This window comes from Bdellovibrio sp. SBM16 (genome assembly GCF_056175625.1).
In genome coordinates, this window is sequence record NZ_JBJKJG010000011.1 from 199582 (window position 1) to 218171 (window position 18590).

Annotated in this window: 20 protein-coding genes; 15 read left to right on the forward strand and 5 right to left on the reverse strand. The window is 44.9% G+C overall.

Annotation, left to right across the window (positions count from 1 at the left end; translation table 11 throughout):
* Positions 1–6: 6 nt before the first annotated feature.
* From AC04MM_RS12770 to AC04MM_RS12780, 3 genes are all read right to left on the reverse strand, one after another.
* Positions 7–192: a hypothetical protein gene (locus AC04MM_RS12770; RefSeq protein WP_475380755.1), complete on the reverse strand. Its 186-nt coding sequence runs from the start codon at positions 190–192 to the stop codon at positions 7–9.
* Positions 193–309: 117 nt separating this feature from the next.
* Positions 310–2697, reverse strand: a complete 2388-nt coding sequence (gene lon, locus AC04MM_RS12775) for an endopeptidase La (RefSeq protein ID WP_475380756.1) — start codon at positions 2695–2697, stop codon at positions 310–312.
* A gap of 147 nt (positions 2698–2844) precedes the next feature.
* A complete protein-coding gene (locus AC04MM_RS12780) occupies positions 2845–3378 on the reverse strand; it encodes an Hsp20/alpha crystallin family protein (protein WP_475380757.1) in 534 nt (177 codons plus the stop codon).
* A gap of 228 nt (positions 3379–3606) precedes the next feature.
* Here AC04MM_RS12780 and AC04MM_RS12785 point away from each other — a divergent pair, with 228 nt between their 5' ends.
* The 13 genes from AC04MM_RS12785 to AC04MM_RS12845 all read left to right on the forward strand — a co-directional run bounded on the left by AC04MM_RS12785 (position 3607) and on the right by AC04MM_RS12845 (position 14211).
* Positions 3607–4398 (forward strand): transposase, encoded by a 792-nt coding sequence (locus tag AC04MM_RS12785; protein WP_475380758.1) that lies wholly within the window; start codon positions 3607–3609, stop codon positions 4396–4398.
* A gap of 159 nt (positions 4399–4557) precedes the next feature.
* The gene (locus tag AC04MM_RS12790; protein ID WP_475380759.1) at positions 4558–5355 is read left to right on the forward strand and encodes a hypothetical protein; all 798 of its coding nucleotides are present in this window, start codon (positions 4558–4560) and stop codon (positions 5353–5355) included.
* Positions 5356–5451: 96 nt separating this feature from the next.
* Positions 5452–6210 carry a cyclic nucleotide-binding domain-containing protein gene (locus tag AC04MM_RS12795; RefSeq protein ID WP_475380760.1) on the forward strand — a complete coding sequence of 253 codons (759 nt, stop codon included), beginning with the start codon at positions 5452–5454 and terminating at the stop codon, positions 6208–6210.
* A gap of 113 nt (positions 6211–6323) precedes the next feature.
* On the forward strand, positions 6324–6575 hold the full coding sequence (locus tag AC04MM_RS12800; RefSeq protein ID WP_475380761.1) for a hypothetical protein: 252 nt from the start codon (positions 6324–6326) through the stop codon (positions 6573–6575).
* Positions 6576–6589: 14 nt separating this feature from the next.
* Positions 6590–7291 (forward strand): RluA family pseudouridine synthase, encoded by a 702-nt coding sequence (locus AC04MM_RS12805; RefSeq protein WP_475380762.1) that lies wholly within the window; start codon positions 6590–6592, stop codon positions 7289–7291.
* Positions 7292–7406: 115 nt separating this feature from the next.
* Positions 7407–8033, forward strand: a complete 627-nt coding sequence (rpsD, locus tag AC04MM_RS12810; protein WP_475380763.1) for a 30S ribosomal protein S4 — start codon at positions 7407–7409, stop codon at positions 8031–8033.
* 5 nt (positions 8034–8038) lie between these two features.
* Entirely contained in the window at positions 8039–8269 is a 231-nt protein-coding gene (locus AC04MM_RS12815; RefSeq protein WP_475380764.1) for a hypothetical protein, read from the forward strand.
* A gap of 129 nt (positions 8270–8398) precedes the next feature.
* Positions 8399–8587 (forward strand): hypothetical protein, encoded by a 189-nt coding sequence (locus AC04MM_RS12820; RefSeq protein WP_475380765.1) that lies wholly within the window; start codon positions 8399–8401, stop codon positions 8585–8587.
* 358 nt (positions 8588–8945) lie between these two features.
* Positions 8946–9527 (forward strand): hypothetical protein, encoded by a 582-nt coding sequence (locus AC04MM_RS12825; protein WP_475380766.1) that lies wholly within the window; start codon positions 8946–8948, stop codon positions 9525–9527.
* 35 nt (positions 9528–9562) lie between these two features.
* Positions 9563–9709: a hypothetical protein gene (locus AC04MM_RS12830; protein WP_475380767.1), complete on the forward strand. Its 147-nt coding sequence runs from the start codon at positions 9563–9565 to the stop codon at positions 9707–9709.
* A 144-nt stretch (positions 9710–9853) separates the two neighbouring features.
* Positions 9854–12589, forward strand: coding sequence for a CHASE domain-containing protein (locus AC04MM_RS12835; protein ID WP_475380768.1), 2736 nt, complete (start codon positions 9854–9856; stop codon positions 12587–12589).
* Positions 12590–12700: 111 nt separating this feature from the next.
* On the forward strand, positions 12701–13564 hold the full coding sequence (locus AC04MM_RS12840; RefSeq protein WP_475380769.1) for a hypothetical protein: 864 nt from the start codon (positions 12701–12703) through the stop codon (positions 13562–13564).
* 116 nt (positions 13565–13680) lie between these two features.
* A complete protein-coding gene (locus tag AC04MM_RS12845) occupies positions 13681–14211 on the forward strand; it encodes a fused DSP-PTPase phosphatase/NAD kinase-like protein (protein WP_475380770.1) in 531 nt (176 codons plus the stop codon).
* Between the two features lie 17 nt (positions 14212–14228).
* On the opposite strand, the gene AC04MM_RS12850 is transcribed toward AC04MM_RS12845, so the two are convergent.
* A complete protein-coding gene (locus AC04MM_RS12850) occupies positions 14229–15434 on the reverse strand; it encodes a response regulator (RefSeq protein ID WP_475380795.1) in 1206 nt (401 codons plus the stop codon).
* Positions 15404–16144, reverse strand: a complete 741-nt coding sequence (locus tag AC04MM_RS12855) for a PAS domain-containing protein (protein WP_475380771.1) — start codon at positions 16142–16144, stop codon at positions 15404–15406. Before AC04MM_RS12855 ends, AC04MM_RS12850 begins: the two co-directional genes overlap by 31 nt.
* A 174-nt stretch (positions 16145–16318) precedes the next feature.
* Between AC04MM_RS12855 and AC04MM_RS12860 the strand changes: the two genes are divergently transcribed.
* Together AC04MM_RS12860 and AC04MM_RS12865 are read left to right on the forward strand one after the other, a co-directional pair.
* Positions 16319–17827, forward strand: a complete 1509-nt coding sequence (locus AC04MM_RS12860; protein WP_475380772.1) for a RecQ family ATP-dependent DNA helicase — start codon at positions 16319–16321, stop codon at positions 17825–17827.
* Positions 17828–17927: 100 nt separating this feature from the next.
* The gene (locus AC04MM_RS12865) at positions 17928–18587 is read left to right on the forward strand and encodes a YiiX/YebB-like N1pC/P60 family cysteine hydrolase (RefSeq protein ID WP_475380773.1); all 660 of its coding nucleotides are present in this window, start codon (positions 17928–17930) and stop codon (positions 18585–18587) included.
* Positions 18588–18590: the final 3 nt, after the last annotated feature.

An 18590-nucleotide genomic window follows, 5' to 3' on the forward strand; every position in this document is an offset into this window, starting at 1 on the left:
CTCCGGTTAAATTAGTTTTTCGTTATGTCTTCGCGCCTTATCGCGCGACTTGCGTGCGTTTTCGCCGACCACATCATGGGCGCCTTCAGTGTATTCGCTTGAATCTTTCATGGCATTATCATGTAAGGTGGCAGAAGTTTTGTGGGAACGGGGACCGTGGATATTTCTTTCTTTGGTGTTTTTAGAACGCATATCGACCTCCTCATTGCTATTAAAAATTATGAGCAAGGTCTTTGCCGATACGTAGTTCAACGTATCGGCTTTGATTAACTGTCTGGGAAATCTGGGACTGCTTCAATGTGCAACTGTTTAGTTGCTCATTGCGGAGGGTAGGTTTGCGTCGTGGCTGTCACGATGATACAGAAGATCATCGCTCCAGTCTGACAGATCAATACCAAGGGCAATGGTTAATACCTGATTGATATGTTGAACCAAATGGATTTTCATCTGTGATCTGACATCTTCAGGCACATCTTTTAAATCCTTTTCGTTTCGATCTGACATGATCACTTCGCTGATTCCTGCCCGGTGGGCGGCAATAATTTTTTCTTTGATTCCGCCAACCGGCATCACTTTACCCCGCAAACTGATCTCGCCGGTCATGGCCAGTTTTGGGTTTACCACGCGGCGGGAGATAAGGGAGGCAAGCGATGTAAGTAGGGCAATACCAGCGGACGGGCCGTCTTTCGGAATTCCTCCTGATGGCACATGCAAATGGATATCAAACTTATTAAAATCAAAAGTCGGAGCTAAGGTCTGTAAGCGGGCTTTTACCAGGGATTTGGCAATTTGCGCCGACTCTTTCATAACGTCACCGAGTTGTCCGGTAACGATCATTTCACCTTTGCCCGGAACTAAGGCCGTTTCAATAAATAAGATATCGCCGCCGACCGGTGTCCACGCAAGACCCGTGACCACACCAGGTGTCGCCACCACATCGGCCACTTCGTTTTGAAAACGTTCAGGACCAAGGATATCCTCGAGATTTTGCAGTTCGACTGTGACTTTGCTTTCGCCGCGTAAGATTTTTTCAGACGCATATCTGGCCATTTCGGCAATCTTACGCTGCAGTTCACGCACGCCGGCTTCACGGGTATAATGTGAAATCGTTTTAAACAGAGCCTCGTCCGTGATCTCGATCTGGTCTGGCGTCAGGCCATGTTCTTTGATTTGTTTCGGGATCAAATGCGTTTTGGCAATATGAAACTTTTCGGCGATCGTGTATCCCGACAAATCAATCACTTCCATACGATCAAGCAAGGGCAGTGGAATACCTTCAAGGCTATTCGCCGTGGCAATAAAGAAGATATTCGACAAATCAAATGCCGTATCGAGGTAGTGATCAGTGAAAGTGGTGTTTTGTTCCGGATCTAAAACTTCCAGCATGGCTGAAGCAGGATCTCCGGAAAAGCTGCGTGACATTTTGTCGACCTCATCCAGTAAAAACAGCGCATCATTTTCACCGGCCTTTTTCAGAGCCGAAATAATTCGACCCGGAAGCGAACCGATATACGTACGTCTGTGACCGCGGATTTCGGATTCATCGCGAACCCCGCCCAGCGAGATGCGCTGGTATTTTTTACCTAAGGCGCGGGCAATACTTTGCCCCAGAGAGGTTTTACCGACCCCTGGAGGACCGATAAAAAGTAGAATCGAACCACGTTTTTCTTTTTTAAGTTTTAAGACGGCCAGGTGCTGAAGAATTCTTTTTTTAATTTTATCTAAACCATAGTGATCCGCGTGCAGCACACTTTCGGCTTCATCGAGATTAAAATCTTTTTGCGGCGAAGATTTATTCCACGGCAAAGAAACCATTAAATCCAAATGTGATCTGAGCATCTGGTGTTCGGGAGACTGCTGGCCAGAATTTTCCAGTTTTTTCAACTGTTGCATAGCCAGGTCGTTGGCCTCTTTAGGCATTTCGGCGTCTTTAATTTTTTTAAGGTAGTCGTCGACCAGCGAGCTTTCATCACCTTCACCTAACTCTTCGCGAATGGTTTTGAGTTGTTCACGTAAGATATGTTCACGCTGTGTCTGACCTAATTTTGTACCCAATTTCTGGCGGATATCCTGCCGCACCTGTAGATTGTCTTTTTGTTGGTGCATCAAAGTCAGTAAATGCATGATACGCTCTTTGATCGAAACCATTTCCAGCAGGTGCTGTCTTTCATCAAGAGTAATTTCGATATTGGCCGCAGCGAGGTAAGAAAGTAAGCCGACATCCTCGATGGCCATTACTAACTCTTGGGCCTGCTCGGTGTTACCGGGAACCAGCTGTAAGACTTCGATACTGATCTGGCGTAATGATTGTAAGAGGGCGCCCTCGGTAGAGACATCGACATCTAAGTTATCGTCCACTCGCTCAGTGTAGGCTTCATAAATTTCAGTGTCGGTTTTAAATGAGTTTACCTTCATGCGGTGATAGCCGCGTAAAGTTACAAAGTAGCCCTGTTCATGCGTGCCTTTGATCGATTCAATTTTTGCTAAGGTTCCCCAGTGAAATAACTCGTCGGGATTTTCGATGGGTTTATCCGGATGACGTTGGGCCAGCGTAATGATCCAGTTGTCTTTTAGCATTGCGGCATCGACTGCTTTCAAACTTTTATCGCGGCCGACGCGCAAGGTTTGTGTAATACCCGGATAGAGCACAGTGTTCTTGAGTGGTAAAACGGGGATAGCTCCGATTGGCATTGACATAATCTCTCCTTAAAAAAAAGCAAGGGGCACGTTTCTGCCCCTTGCTTGCCTCAGACCAAACCCTCGCGGGTTAATTATATAACTGGGGCAACGATTTAACGTCCGTGTCGACGTCTGTGTTTGCGGTCCACTTCAAGGGCACTGACGTTAAGCTTTGGTATCTTTTCCGGAAACAGGCACGTCCGTATTATCACCTTGTGCCTGTTTGTTCGTTAAACGATCGAAGAAGCTGCTCTTGCCGGATTGGATTTCAATCTTTCTGGTCTGAGCCACGGCAGTTTTCGGTAAGTAAAGCTCTAAGACACCATTTTCATAGCGGGCTTCTACTTTGTCCGCACTGATCGTGTTCGGTAATACGAAGCTTCGTTTGAACATACCGTAAGTCTTTTCAAAGCGATGCACTTGATTTGCGTCGTTTCTTTTCTCATGTTTGCGTTCACCCGAAATAACTAACGTACCGTCAGCAACTTCGATTTTAATATCTTCTTTTTTCATGCCGGGTAAATCAATGCTTAGCATGTAATGATTTTCTTCTTCGGTTAATTCTGAAGCCGGTGTGAATTCGCGCTCATCGTAAACCGGAAGACCCGGTGTAGCGAAATGATCGAACATACGATCCATTTCACTCCATAAATCTCTCGTTAGGTTTCTGCTGGTAAAGAACGGTGTAAGTGTTCTCATATAATCCTCCATAAATTTTCAGCCCTATAAGCTGGTTAATCCTTCTTAATTAAAATTTGAGTTCTCGTTTTTTTCTGTCAAGGTGGCTACGCTGTTCTCGTTCGTAGAATCCTCCTTCGAATTTTGTGGAGCGTCTAACGCAACAAGAATAAAGAACATGGCAGTTATAACGTAAAAGAGATTTCTTAAAACGTTTTTAGGTTTGATCGTCATTTTTTATTTACCTTCTTGTCGCATACAACAATTAGTTCAGAAAAAACTTTGTCAAGCTGGTCGGATCTGAGAGCGAGTTCCATCTACGCAATCCGGATTCTGGATTCCCGTTTTCTCTCATTTTCGATTCAAGGGGCACCGCCCCTGCGCAAGGCGTTGCACCTACTTAAAACTATGCAGCAATCATCCTTTTTTAAAAATCAGCCAGCTACTAAAATTCATGGTGGCGGCTCTTCCATTGGGCGCCGTCGTGCGCGCAGACCTCTGACGACGAAGTTTCCGATTCATGTTACTTTACGTTCTGACTTTGCCTACGGCGGGCGGTGCCTTATGAAGCACCATAAACTCATTTATGCAATTCTTCGTAAAGCTTCGAAGCGCTTTAAAATTTCGATTTATGAACGGGCGATTTGTGGAAATCATATTCATTTACTAGTTCGCGGAAGAAGACGGATAGATTTGCAAAATTTTTTTCGGGTTGTAGCGGGTCATATTGCTCAGAAAATTTTGCTTTTGTATCCGATCCGTTCGAGCGAGCGGTTAGCGACGAAACTACTGAACCGCCGTTTTGATGCGGGCGGTGCCCCCAAGGTCGCTGAGAATAAATGTAAACATCCAAAGAATCAGTATAAGTTTTGGCAGGCTTTGATCTTTTCAAGATTACTTTCAGGTTGGGGACGTGAGTTTCGCCACGTTAAAAAGTATGTCATTCAGAATACTTTGGAAGCGCTGAAGCTTATTCCATATCAACCGAGAAAGAGCCGCTCGTACCGTGCATCTGATATTAAAGTGAAAAACACTTCGTAGGTTCATGTTTTGTTTGCCGCCATTATTTTGTTGAAGGCGAAGGGGCGGTGCCCCCCTGATTTGTGCAACGTAATACTCGAAAGTTCAGTTTAAGTGGCAAAAATGTCGACAGTATAATTAGGATTAAAGTCTGGGAAAAAATTGCCCGAATCTTTGGGCATGAAAACACAAACAGCAAATATCTTAGTAGCCACAGTATTAGCAACCTTCACCATGACGACAGCCCATGCAATGGGACGCGGTAAACCGCAAGAGCCTAAACCAACACCGAAGCCGCCAGTGGTCACGCCGGCCCCAACGCCAAAGCCACCAGCGCCGACACCAGCCCCGGCCCCAGCGCCAGCACCAACACCGAAGCCGCCAGTGGTCACGCCGGCCCCAACACCAGCCCCAGCCCCAGTGGTTGATACCTCGGATGCCACTCCGCTTTGGGAAGCCAAGGTGGCGGGTAGCCGTGATTGGTCTAACCACTTATACTCTGAACTTGATCGTATCGGTCAGGATCTATTAGACGTAATTCCGGCAGATACGGCAACGTTTTGCCCGAACTACAAAAATCTATCGTACGAAAATCGTAAAAAGTACTGGATCTATATTATCTCGGCAATGACGAAGTTCGAATCTGGTTTTAATACCAACACATCTTTTAAAGAAGATTTTAATGACAGCTCTGGTAATAACGTGATCAGCCGCGGTCTATTACAAATCTCGATTGAAAGTTCTAAAGGCTATGATTGCGGTATGTCTGATGCCCAGGAGCTGCATAACCCGCTTAAAAACTTAAGCTGCGGCGTTAGAATCTTAGACCGTTGGGTAGGCCGCGATGGCCGCATCGCCGGTAAAGTGGATGCGAAATGGCGCGGTGGCGCAAGATACTGGTCAGTTTTACGTGAGGGTGACAAAACTTCTTACAAGTCGATTGTTGCCTGGAGTAAAGCGTTAAAGATGTGTAAATAAATGTTTTGTTAAACAGAGCTGGCTTACTTTGAGACAGAGTATGCCGGCTCTCAGATTTTATTAAAATTTCAAACTTTTCCTTCCGAAAAAGCTCACATGGTTGACCCTCAAATTGAAGATAAAAAAGTATTTCTGATTATTACCGAAGATAAAGCTAAAATGCAGGCGCTCACTAAAACTGTGCGTGCGCATGTCACTAAGCCGACGATATTTGAAGCTTATGATGTGCACGAAGCATTTTTTAAATTTCGTAATAAAGTGCCGCACGTTATTATCTTAGATTTAGAGATCGCCAAGTTCTCCGGTGCCCAGATGATTAGTGATTTATTAAAAGGCGAGGACAACCAGTTTTCAGTTATTTTTACTTCAGAGCTGCCGGATGATGAATTGTTTATTGACCAGGTTGTTAACGGACAAGTGCAGTTTTTAACTAACTACCGTGATGAAGCCTGGTTTACCCAGTGTTTAACCAAAGCGTTAAGCCGTTTAGATCAGGATAAAAAAAACGAATTTACTTTGCGCTACATGAAGCCGAATGAACAGCTCTTTAAAGAGGGTGTAATCGGGACCAGTGCTTTTTTAGTTAAACGCGGCGAGCTTGCGGCGTCTAAATTTCATAAAGGTCAGGATGTAGAGCTTGGCCGTATTAAAGCCGGCGAATTTGTCGGTGAAATGGCGCATATCAACCGGGAACCGCGTTCGGCAACCGTAACGGCGGTCACAGAGTGTGAATTGATTGAGATTCCTTTTGGAAGTTTAGATCCGATTTTATTCTCTAAACCGTCATGGTCGCGGGCACTGTTTGTAACCCTGTCAAAACGCCTGAAAATGACCAACGAAAAATTAAGTGCTTAAAGTTGCTGTCCCATAATGGGCTATAGCTTATTTTGAAACTTGTGTTAGACTAATATTAGATTATGAAAAAATGCCTTTTGAGTCTCCTTGCTATTGTTGCGATATCTTTACTTGTGTCGGTGACGCAGGCGGCCCAGTGTACTTTAGTGGGGGGAACTGATTTTTCTCTCTGTAATGCCATAGCCAAAGACAACTGTGGACTGGCAGCCAAAGGCGATTTTATGAAGTGTAAAGCAGTCACGGCTAAAAACTGCGGGTTAGCCGGACAAGAATACTTTATGACCTGCAAAGCGATCTTAGATAAAAACTGCGGTTTAATTAAAGAGCCGGGTTATAGTCTGTGTTTGGCAGTGACCAAACAATAGTGTAGATCCTAGTCATGAAAAAAGTCCCACGTAAATACCAGCCCAAAGGTTTTCATATTTTACATGAAGACCGTGACGTTATTGTCGGCAATAAAAGTGCGGGCCTGCTTACCGTCGGAGCGCTGTGGGAAAAAGAAAATACTGTGCACAATCTGTTGAATCAGTATATCCGCAAAGGCAATACGCGATCGCGCGCCTGCGTGTTTGTCGTTCATCGTCTGGATCAGGCAACATCGGGAGCGCTGATTTTTGCCAAAACCGAAGAAGTGCAGCAGTATTTAAAAAATAACTGGAAATCGACGGTCAAAACCTATTACGCGATTGTACACGGGCATTTGGCAAAAAAAGCCGGTATCTATGAAAGTTACCTGACAGAAGATGATGAGTATCATGTGCACTCAAGCAAAGATAACAGCAAAGGTGTCTTAGCGCAGACTGAGTTTGAGGTAGTTAAAGAGACCGCGTCTTTTAGCTTAGTCAAAATCAACTTATTGACGGGCAAAAAAAATCAGATCCGTGTGCATATGGCTGAACTCGGGCATGCGATCGTTGGCGACAGCAAGTACGGCAAAAACACAACCAGGTATAAGAATCTGGTCTTACATTCGGCGAGTCTAGAGTTTACCCATCCATTCAGTAAAAAGCGGGTGTTGGTTAAAGCTAAAGTACCAGATTACTTTAAGGAACTTGTGCCCTTTGATTACGATGGTGAATAATGTTTTCATTTGGCTTTCATAATCAATAAACTTTCATTTTCACTGGGTTTGCAAAATGAAAGATTAAGTCACATTCGTTTGAGTTTTTCTTTCGCCGGTTTTATCCCTTTGTCTTATGAAAAAAACAGGCAAAACTGCACGCTACAAATTACAACGTCGTCTATTAACTGAACTTCCTGGCTTGGGTAAAGCAGGTGCCCTTGAGCGCAGACCATATCCTCCGGGTCAACACGGCGGTAAACGTATTAAGTACTCTGACTACCGTTTACAACTCGAAGAAAAACAAAAAATCCGCGTACATTACAATGTGCGGGAAGAACAGTTAATCCGTTTGGTAAAATTGGCGAAAAAAGACAAATCTGGCGGCAAATGGATCAGCTCGCTGATTAATATTCTAGAAAAACGTATTGATAATATCGTGTTTCGTGCCGGTTTTGCTCCGAGTATGCGTTCAGCTTCGCAAATGATCTCTCATGGCCAGGTGCAGGTGAATGGCAAAAAAGTAAATATTCGCTCGCAAAAGCTTAAAGTAGGCGATGTGATTTCAATTACGACGAAAGGTTTAAATAACCAAATTTTCTTACAGGCTAAAGTTAATCCAAGATTACAAATGCCTGACTGGTTGGATAAAAATGTGTCTGACACTGCAGCTTCTGTAACTTTAAAAGATGAACCAGATTTAGCCGCAGTTCCATTTGCATTCGACGAAGCCTTGGTAACTTCTTACTACTCGAAGGCATAATCTTTATGGCAACGAAATTAAATAATAGTGAATTAACATGTTATGCGATTGATGACGACACTGCCGTCATCGGTGTTAAAGATCAGAAATTCGTTGTTGATTATTCGACATTGATGGATTTCGTGACTGAGTTAGCTGTTGTTGCTTCGCAAGTCGAAGCGGCTCAGGAGCAAGTTGCAACCCTGCAGGAGCAAGGCGCCGAAACTGAGATCTGCGCTTGCCAGCGGCTGCACTAACGGGACAAAATGCAGCGGCCTCCATATCCGGAGCAAACTAGCATAGCTTTATTGCTGTGGCGCTCTGGCCGTGGAACAGATGTTGAAGCCTCTATTGATAAACAGTACCCCCTAAAAAAGGAGATGTTTATGAAACACGATCAAGATAACACACCCCTTAGCAAAAAAGTGGGTGAAAAAATCGAAAAAGCCGGACAAAAAATTTCTAACGCTGGCGCTACAAAAGTAGGATCGTTCATTTCAAGAATGGGCGATAAGTTAGAACATGCCGGTGACCACAAACACGACGCAAATGCGCCAAATAAGAATCGTAAATAACAAATAACACTGTTAACAATGAAGCTGACGTTTCACATGACGTCAGCTTCATTGTACCAAAAATTCCTGTTCATGGGTCACATCGCCTGTGGCAATCACCTACCTTAAAATCTGGTCTTAGAGTTGCAACCGCAATTGATTCATACAGCTATTTGCAAACAGCAAATTATTAATATCGCTATAACACTTATTGTAAAGGAGAAGGCGCATGCGAAAAAGTAAAAGTTCCTCGAGGAGCAAAAGACGCACAAGTCCAGGACGATCAGCTTCAGGAACAAGTGATGCACGAAGCAGAGACGTGCGGAACTACCGAGATTTTAGAGATGATGAAGTCCGCTACGGAGCCCCTGGAGACCGCATGGGATCAAGATCTGCTCGCAGCGATTACGAACGTATGGAATTCGGCCGCAGTGGCAGTGACTACGGTGGCGGAGACTACGGACGTAGTGACTACAACCGAGAGGGCATGCGAACAATCTCAGGCCGTTATTCTTATTTCGAAGACGACAGTGGAAGTTCCCGCGACTGGCAATCTGATCGTGACAGTGAAAGAGGATTTTCACGCGCTGGTCGTAGCAGAGAATACTCTTCAGGTCCTGAGCAAGAGTTTTATGAAGGAAATGCAGGCCGCAGCCCGTGGCGAGACACCTATGAAAGTGAAAGAGACAATTCTTCTCGTCGGTCTGCGCGCAGTCAGAATTATCGCGGGCAGGGTAGAGGCTATACTGAATTTGACTACGATGACGAGCGCGTAAATCCGCGCGGCAGCCGCTATGCCAGCTCACACAGCTACAATGACGAGAGCGATCTCAGCCGCGAAGCCCGTTATGGTAGCTACCGCGACCCCGATGAAAGATGGATGAATAATTATGATAATCGCAATGACGATATTGACAGCGAATACGGTTACCGTGAGCGCTACAATGAAAATCGCTATTAGCAACAACAAAAACATTCTAAGGAAAGGAATAAGTTATGAAAAAATCACAAAGCTCAAATCGCAGCACTAGAAGAGGTGGCTCGCGTCAAGCAGATACTTCAGCCCGCGGAGGAGGTTCACGCACTTCGCAAGGCACCGAGCGCGAGTCGGGAGCAAATCCAAATGCCCGCCAAAGCCGCTAGTTGGCCCGTGTAACATAAATAAAAAACTGCCTATTTATGTAGGCGGTTTTTTTATAAACTAACATAGCGTATTTGGTTGTGTAGTTTTCTACATATCGGTTCTAAGGCCTTGCTGTGTATATCAATATCTCCGATAAATTAGTGGTGAAGAACTACTTTCTGCTTTCAATCTTACTCGCGCTGGTCTATGCGGTTTGTGGAGTGCTGGGTTTAAAACTCGCCGTGCCGCCTGGGTATGCGACTGCGGTCTTTCCCTCATCGGGTATCGCATTAGCTGGCCTGCTGCTGCTGGGCCGTCAGTATTGGCCGGCCGTCTTGTTCGGTTCAACGTTAATGAACATTTTTGTTTCGTACCAAAGCGGCACACTTAGCCAGTCTGCTATTGTGATCGCTGTGTTTATCGGTATCGGGGCGGCATTACAGGCCATCACGGGCGAAGTTTTGATTCGCAGGTATGTGCCGGGTTTTGCATCGCTTAGCGAAGAAAAAAACATCTTAAGTTTTTTGCTTCTTGCCGGTCCGGTCGGGTGTGTGGTCAATGCAACCTTTAGCGTTTCGGCGCTGGCTTTTTTCGGTGTTGTGAGTGGGGCCAGTTATTTTTATAACTGGGGGATGTGGCTGGTCGGCGATGCGATCGGCGCCATGGTTTTTACGCCGTTGATCCTGGCGGCTGCAGAACAGCCTCGTTTTAAGTGGACGGCCAAAAAGAAACTGGTGGTCTTGCCATCGCTGCTGTTATTCAGCTTTGTGATTTGGTTTTTCTTTTTTAGCAGTTCGCAACTTTCAGAAAAATTTAAAAGTCAGCTGCAAACCGAAGGCGACCGGAATGCCCAGCGCATCGGCGAGGCCATGGACCGTTACAAGGTCATTCTGTCAGGTGTTGAAAGATTGTTTGCATCTTCTGAATTCGTGTCACGCAAGGAGTACAGGGATTTTTTATCCGAAACAATTAAAAGCTATCCGGGGATTAAAGCTATTTCCTGGAATCCGCTGGTTAAAAGCGCGGATCGTCTGCGCCTTGAAAAGCGCGGTGAGTCTGAGGGGTTGGGCCATTTTGAAATTTTAGACCTTCAAGATATGGAAGTTCAGCGGGCAAAAAACCGTGAGCTATATTATCCTATTTTTTATGTCGAACCTTTGGCTGGCAATTCTGAAGCATTAGGGTTTGATCCGTATTCTTCTGAAGACCGGCGTAATGCCATTATCAAAGCTGTTTCTGAGAACAAAATTGTTATTTCACCGAAAATCCAGCTGATCCAGGATAATTTTTCGCCAGGTATAGCCATGTACCAGCCGGTAAAAATGAAAAACGGAAACGGCGGATTGGTCGTCGGAGTCTTTAATATCAGCGATCTTATTCAAGCCGCAATCAGCGGTGCAACCATGGAAGGCCTGAATTTTTTTATCTTTGATATCACAGATGGAAAGAAAGAAATTTTATTCTCAAAAATCGTAAAAGAAGAAGAAAGTCTGTACGCGAACGAAGAGGAAATTGAAAAAAACCGCCCGCGCTCTCTGAATATTGTGCACGTGCTGGACGTGGCCGGTCGCCAGTGGCAGATTGAACTGTTTCCGTCTAAACAGTTTATTTCATCACATGCGGATTTGACCGCCTGGTCTATGTTGCTGGGTGGTTTGTTCGTGGTTATCCTGCTACAGAGCCTGATGATGGTTATTATCGGCCGTACCGCAACAGTTGAACGTCTGGTCGATAAAAAAACCATGGAGCTATCGCAGGCCAATGCTGAACTGGAAAAATTAGCCAAACTTAAATCGGCCTTTCTTGCGAATATGTCACATGAAATCCGTACCCCCATCAACGGTGTGGTCGGCATGACTGGATTACTGCGCAATACTAAGCTTGATAGCGAGCAGCGCGAGTACGTCGATAACATTTCAACTTCAGCAAGTTCATTGCTTGGGTTAATCAACGATATTTTGGATTTTTCTAAAGTTGAAGCCGGCAAACTATCCTTAGAAGTTATTGATTTTGACCTGGAGCGCACAGTGCGTGATGCGCTTAAATCAGTTGATTATATCGCCAAGAGAAAAAACCTGCCGATCAAACTTGATCTAAGTGATATGCCGCTTCAATCACTGCGCGGTGATCCAGGCCGCCTTGCCCAGATTATCGTTAATCTTTTGAATAACGCGGTTAAATTTACTTCGACCGGCCACATCCAAATTAAGGTGATGCTGCTCAGAAGCCAAGGAGAGATGCGGTTTTACCGCTTTGAAGTTAAAGATACCGGTATCGGTATTAACGATGCGGTGCTGGAAAAGATTTTTTTACCCTTCGACCAGGCCGACACTTCGACGTCTCGTAAATACGGTGGCACCGGTTTAGGATTATCGATCTGTAAGTCGCTCGTAGAGCTGATGGGTGGACAAATCGGTGTGTACAGTCGCGTTAACGAAGGTTCTACATTCTGGTTTGAAATTCCGTTGATCGAAGGCCGCACGACTTTATCAGAACTTCGTCGTGATGATTCTAAGGAAGTGGGTCAGAAAACGTATGGCTTGAAAATCTTATTGGCCGAAGATAATCAGATTAATCAGATGGTGGCCATCAAGCAGCTGGAAAAATTGGGCTGTCAGTGTGATGTCGTTGCTAACGGTAAAGAAGCGATCGAAGCACTACGCCATATTACCTATGATCTGGTGTTGATGGATTGTCAGATGCCGGAAATGGATGGCTATGAAGCCACGCGCACGATTCGTTTGCTGAACGAGTCGTTCAGCAATATTCCGATCGTGGCAATGACAGCCAATGCCATGAAGGGTGACCGTGAAAGGTGCCTCGAGGCGGGCATGAATGATTACGTGACCAAACCTATTACGATCTCAGATCTATCTTTGGTTATCGAACAATGGACATAGACCTCTTCTAAGGCCGTGTATTTGCAGATCAAGGTCTGTATTTACACTGTTAACTGTAAAGAACGCCAGGCTGCGCAACGATACAGTTATAAACCAACAAAAGAGGTCATTGTGAGGAACTTAACCACTACGCTTGTCACTGTAATTGGATTATCAGTATTTGCCTTTAATTCGCATGCGCTTGATATCAATAAAGTGCAACTGCATTTGCCGCAGCTTAGTTTTAGCAACAGCAAAGGTTCTGGTGTTCTGCAGAATTTATCGGTCGAGACCGATGGCGGTCTTGAACAAAATTATACGCCGGCTCCGATGGCCCAGGCTGCAAGTAAGTTTGAAATTTCCAGAAGTGGCAAAACCGTTAAATTCGGTATGGCTGCATTAAACTTTACCATGAAAAATGCCAGTGATCTGCTATTTAAGTTAGAAACAGCACAGGTGCAAAAGTTAAATGTTGAACTGGCCAACGGCGGCTTACACCAGTTTACGGCAGGACTTCTTGATTTAAACCATGCTTCAACAGGGATTGTGCACGCTGAAGGGTTAGCGATGACATGCCAACATAAAAAAGGAACACCGGTCAGCTTTTCGATGCTTGTTGATGAGTGTCTAGTTAAGTCGTCTTTGCGCGCCGAGGTTTTTGAAGTGCCGGATGCCGAATCATTTTTCATCGAATCGTTTATCGATGTACCGATCAAACCTGAAACAGATGTCCTGCAGACACTTAAAGATCTGGAACTTGATATCGTTAAAGGAAACTATAACCTGAGTTTAAAAGTTAAAGGTATCCCGCTGGTAAAGGTAAAATCTGAGGGCAATATCAAAGCCGATATGAATAACAAGCGTGCCGTCATCCGTATTGATCAGGTAAAGCTTGGTTTTATCGGGGTAACAGACATCGTGATGAAACAATTAAAAAAGAAGCTTCCTCCAGAAAACTTTCGCGTCGAGCCTCCGTATATTTATGCTACTTGGTAGGCAGTAATTATAAGCCCAAGGTCCTGAAACCTTGGGCGTAAGTCCAGTTTATCCAGACCTTCCTTCAGTCCAGTCCTGCGTTCTCCGATCCGTTCCATAGTCTAGGAGAACACAACATGACAAAAACAAATATTACCGCATTTTTATTCGCATTAGCCTTAACAATTAATTTTTCATTTCAGAGAGCAGAAGCAAAATCGGAAGTCGAAGATTTGCCAAATATGTTCAAAATGAATGATAACGTTTACCGTGGCGGACGTCCGACATTGGCCGGCATGAAGCAGCTTAAAAAAATGGGAATCGAAACAGTAATCAATATTGAAAATGATGAAGAAGCTATTGCCGCTGATAAAAAAATGGCTCAGGCCGTTGGTTTGCGCTGGATTTCGATTAAATTTGACACATGGAAAAAACCGGTTGATGCCAAAGTTGATGAGACGCTTAAACTGTTACAGGACAGAAGCTTAGGGCCAATCTACTTACACTGTAAACATGGCCGTGACCGTACCGGTATGATCATGGGTTTGTATCGCGTTGAAGTTGACGGCTGGCATGCTAAAACCGCGTATAAAGAAATGAAAGACCGCGGCTTCAGAACACTGATCTGGACATTAAACAGCTACTACAAGAAAAGATCTGGTTACTAATTGATCTCGATACCGCGCTAGTGAAGGTGTCGTTTTTGCGCAGACTGGATAATATAATAAACTGTCGACAACAGCTGTCTGAAGTTTAATGGTTTGGTGATGTGGGCATCACAGCCGGCCAGTCTGCTGCGCTGACGCTCTTCGAGCATGGCGTGCGCCGTTAAGGCAATAATTGGTTTTTTAAAGTTATTCGCACGTAACCTACGGGTTACTTCATAGCCGTCAAGCTCCGGCATCTGAATATCCATCAAAATGACATCAAACTTTCCGGCAAGTGCCAGATGTAAAGCTTCGGCACCGTTGTTGGCCAGCGTAACTTCGGCACCGTGGCTGGTCAGTACGTGATTGATCAGCTCTTGGCTGTCCGGAGAATCTTCAGCCAATAAAATTCGAACATGATCTAAGTTAATGGCCACCGGCGGATGGGTGTTTTCAGGAATCTGACAGCGGTTTTCCTCGGTCGTGATGTCGGCAATAAAAGTAAATGAAAAAACCGAACCTTGGCCGGCTACCGTAGTGAGCAACTGAATATCACCACCCAGGGCCTGGGCTAAACGTTTTGAAAGCGTAAGCCCAAGTCCGGTGCCCCCGTATTTACGGGTAGTGCTGTTGTCGGCCTGAGTAAACGGGCGAAACAGTTTTTCAGATTGGCATGCCGTCAGGCCAATGCCGGTGTCACGGACAAAAATCTGATATTGAAAGCGGCCACCGGGTAAGGTTTGCCCCTGCACATCGATTTCAACGCCGCCGTCTTTGGTAAATTTGACAGCGTTACCGATCAGATTTACCAGGATCTGGCGCACGCGGGTTGAGTCGGATTTAATACGTGTAGGGATGTGTCCATCCAGATTCAGGCTCAGCGAAATATTTTTGGCATTACATTTTTCGCGAAAGATAGAAATCACTTCATAAAGCAGATGATCAAAGGCCATTTCACTGTTTTCTACTTCCAGATGGCCGGATTCTACTTTGGATAAATCTAAAATATCGTCAATAATTCGCGAAAGACTTGCACCGTTTTTAATGATCATCTGTAAAAAACGGTCTTTATCTTCTTCGCTCGGATTTTGTTCTTTGATCAGTTCCGCAAAACCCATTATCGAAGCCAGTGGGGTTCTGATTTCGTGAGACATATTGGCTAAAAACGCTGTCTTAAGCTGATTGGCGCGTTCGGATTCTTCTTTGGCGCGGATCAGCTCATCCTGGGCCTTTTTTTGTGAGATATATCGCGGTAAAAAACAGCTATCCCGCCATCTGGTTTCGGGTAAACATTAACAAAAGCATAGACGTCTAAGGGCGCATAAAAATCTTCAAATTTAACCGGCACACGTTCTTGCATCACTTTTTGGTAACTTTGAAAGAATAAAGTTTTTTTGGCCTCTTCATCCGGAAAAAAAGTTTCTAAAAAGTTTTTTCCGACCTGCTGGTGTCTTACGATGCGCGAAATGTTTTCGTGATAGCTGTTAACCTGAGTGATCTTCCAATCTTTGTCGATAGCGATAAAGCCTTCATCAATGTTTTCAATCACGTCGGCAATTTCGTGCTGTGATTGTTTGGTCGCATCAATATCGGTGCAGGTGCCGACCCAGGAAGTGATCGTGCCATGCTCGTCAAAGGAAGGAGCGGCGCGGGTTAAAAACCAGCGGTATACGCCATCAAATCTGCGAAGCCGGTGGGTAACCTCGTAGACCTTGCCATTGGTTACAGCGTCCTGCCAGAGGGGCTGCATGATTTCTAAATTTTCGGGATGATGCGCTTTAAGCCAGCCACCGTTTAGCGATTGCTCGGCGGTCAGGCCGGTGTAATCGCACCAGCGCTGATTAAACCATAATAGTTCGCCCTGCGGATCGGTGATCCAGCCTAATTGCGGAACAGAGTTCGCCAAAGCAGTGAATTGCGACGGCGTAAAAAACGCTAAACTATTAGAGTTCACAAAACCTCGTGTAGATTCAAGGCAATACCGCACATTTATCACGCATGTCCAGAGCGAAATAAACATATTTTTATCGAGTCAAAAAATGGTTAAATAGCAATTAAAATTACAGGAATAATCTTTGCATTCTCTTTGCAATCTTCCGACTGAAACTTAATAATAGCGAGAGAATTTATGTTAGAAAAACATCTGCAAAACGCATTTAATTTACCGCAATTTCGCCGTGGACAAAAAGAAATTATCGCGGCCGTTCTGGCAAAAAAAGACGCCTTGGCGGTTTTACCCACAGGCGGCGGTAAATCTTTGTGTTACCAGTTTCCCGCAACTTATCATAACAAGCTGGTTGTCGTGGTCTCACCTCTGGTCGCTTTGATGAAGGATCAGGTTATGAATCTCGGTGCAAAATCTGTTAAAGCCGGCTGTCTGTATGCCGGACAAGATGATGCCGAAAAGCGAATAATTTTTTCACAGATTAACGAGGGCGGTTGTTACATTCTGTATCTTTCGCCTGAACGCGTGCAAAAGCAGGGTTTTCAGGACTGGATTATAAACCGTGATATTGCGCTGTTTGCGGTTGATGAAGCTCACTGCGTATCGCAATGGGGGCATGATTTTCGCGAAGAGTACGCAGAACTTCGCATCTTAAAAAAACTACGTCCGGATGTGCCGGTACTGGCGTTGACCGCTTCGGCCACGCCGACTGTTTTAGATGATATCGCCAAAAACTTAGAATTAAAAAATCCTGAGCGCTTAGTGCACGGATTTTACCGCTCAAATCTTTATTATCAGGTTTCTCCGTGTGCTGGCGACCAAGAAAAATCACAGATGTTGCTGCAGGCTTTACGGCAACATCCAGATGGGCGGGTGATCATTTATTGCGGTACCCGCAAAATTACTGAAGAAGTCGCCCAGTTTTTACAAGGCGAAATTTCGCAAGTGGGTTTTTATCACGCGGGCTTAAGCCAGGCCGAGCGCACGCGTGTGCAGACTGATTATGCTTCGGGAAAATTGCGTATCTTGGTGGCGACAAATGCCTTCGGGATGGGAATCGACCAGCCTGATGTAAGACTTGTCGTGCATTTTCAAATGCCGGCCAATATCGATTCACTCTATCAGGAGATGGGACGTGCCGGTCGTGACGAGAAGCCATCAACTTGTTTGTTGTTGTATGCAAAAAAAGATAAAGGTCTGCAGTCATTTTTTATTCAGAATTCGACGGCGATCAAGGCAATCAAAGATCTGCGCTGGAGAAATTTAGAAGCCTTAGTTGCGTACTGCGAAGCTACTGAATGCCGCCACGCTGAAATTTTGACTTACTACAAAGATTCGCAAAGGCTTAAGGCCTGTGGTCACTGTGATGTCTGTGATCCGCAATCAGCGCGTCGGGTGCAAAAACCGGCGGCGGTGGCCGCTGTTCCAAAAAAATCGTCGGCAAAAAAAATCACCGAGACGCAGTTATCTGCATTAGAAGATGCGCGTTTTCAGGTTTTACGTAAATGGCGTAAGACTAAAGCGGATGAACTGGATATACCGGCATTTGTGGTTTTCGGAGATAAAACCCTGCTTGAAATCGCGAAAAAAAATCCACAGAGCCTAGAAGAACTCAAACAGATTTACGGGATCGGTGAGGCCAAGCTTGAGAAGTTCGGCTGGGATTTGCTGGCCGAAATGAGTCAGAAATAGATTTTGTTTACGGAGCTTAGGACCAGATTAAACAAAACCTTAGTCCTAAAATGCTGTTCCAAGTTATGCTTAAAAAGTAATCATGTCGATACTGGTAGATATGAAAACAAAATTACTTTTATTAGCATCAGTCATCGCTTTATCACTAACAACAAGCCAAGCTTTAGCTATGGGCCGCGGAAAACCAGCAGAACCGGCACCAACGCCAGCACCGGCAAGTAAATACAAAGAAGGTGATATCATCTTCATCCAGAGCCAGACGCAGCAAGCAGCGGCCTTACGTGAATCCACCGGTTCGGTCTGGACACATGTGGGTTTACTGCTATTACGCAGCGGCAAGTGGGTTGTGGCTGAAGCTGTTGGACCTTTAAAAGAAACACCGCTTGCTGATTTTATCGCGCGTTCAAAAAATAAATCTTACCGTGTTGTTCGCTATAAACACTTTGATCCTGAAAGAATGACATCAGCATTAAAAGCGCGCCTGCCAAAATACAATAAGCCCTATGATATTTATTTTGAGTGGACCGAAGAGCGTATCTATTGCTCTGAATTAACCTATCACTTAATGAAAGATGTCACCGGCTTTGAGTTAGGCCGTATCCAGAAAATGAAAGAGATGCGCTTAGATGGGCCATTAACTCAGGCGTTAATCAAAAAACGTCTAACCGATACTGGCCGCGAGCTTGATCCGGAAGAAATTATCGTAACTCCGGTGAGTCAGCTTGAAGACGAAGATGTTGTATTAATCGACGCTAAATAATTT

Coding starts and splice junctions, on each gene's coding strand:
- AC04MM_RS12770 (WP_475380755.1), bottom strand. CDS start 192: ATGCGTTCTAAAAACACCAAAGAAAGAAATATCCACGGTCCCCGTTCC.
- lon (WP_475380756.1), bottom strand. CDS start 2,697: ATGTCAATGCCAATCGGAGCTATCCCCGTTTTACCACTCAAGAACACT.
- AC04MM_RS12780 (WP_475380757.1), bottom strand. CDS start 3,378: ATGAGAACACTTACACCGTTCTTTACCAGCAGAAACCTAACGAGAGAT.
- AC04MM_RS12790 (WP_475380759.1), top strand. CDS start 4,558: ATGAAAACACAAACAGCAAATATCTTAGTAGCCACAGTATTAGCAACC.
- AC04MM_RS12795 (WP_475380760.1), top strand. CDS start 5,452: ATGGTTGACCCTCAAATTGAAGATAAAAAAGTATTTCTGATTATTACC.
- AC04MM_RS12805 (WP_475380762.1), top strand. CDS start 6,590: ATGAAAAAAGTCCCACGTAAATACCAGCCCAAAGGTTTTCATATTTTA.
- rpsD (WP_475380763.1), top strand. CDS start 7,407: ATGAAAAAAACAGGCAAAACTGCACGCTACAAATTACAACGTCGTCTA.
- AC04MM_RS12815 (WP_475380764.1), top strand. CDS start 8,039: ATGGCAACGAAATTAAATAATAGTGAATTAACATGTTATGCGATTGAT.
- AC04MM_RS12820 (WP_475380765.1), top strand. CDS start 8,399: ATGAAACACGATCAAGATAACACACCCCTTAGCAAAAAAGTGGGTGAA.
- AC04MM_RS12825 (WP_475380766.1), top strand. CDS start 8,946: ATGGGATCAAGATCTGCTCGCAGCGATTACGAACGTATGGAATTCGGC.
- AC04MM_RS12830 (WP_475380767.1), top strand. CDS start 9,563: ATGAAAAAATCACAAAGCTCAAATCGCAGCACTAGAAGAGGTGGCTCG.
- AC04MM_RS12845 (WP_475380770.1), top strand. CDS start 13,681: ATGACAAAAACAAATATTACCGCATTTTTATTCGCATTAGCCTTAACA.
- AC04MM_RS12860 (WP_475380772.1), top strand. CDS start 16,319: ATGTTAGAAAAACATCTGCAAAACGCATTTAATTTACCGCAATTTCGC.
- AC04MM_RS12865 (WP_475380773.1), top strand. CDS start 17,928: ATGAAAACAAAATTACTTTTATTAGCATCAGTCATCGCTTTATCACTA.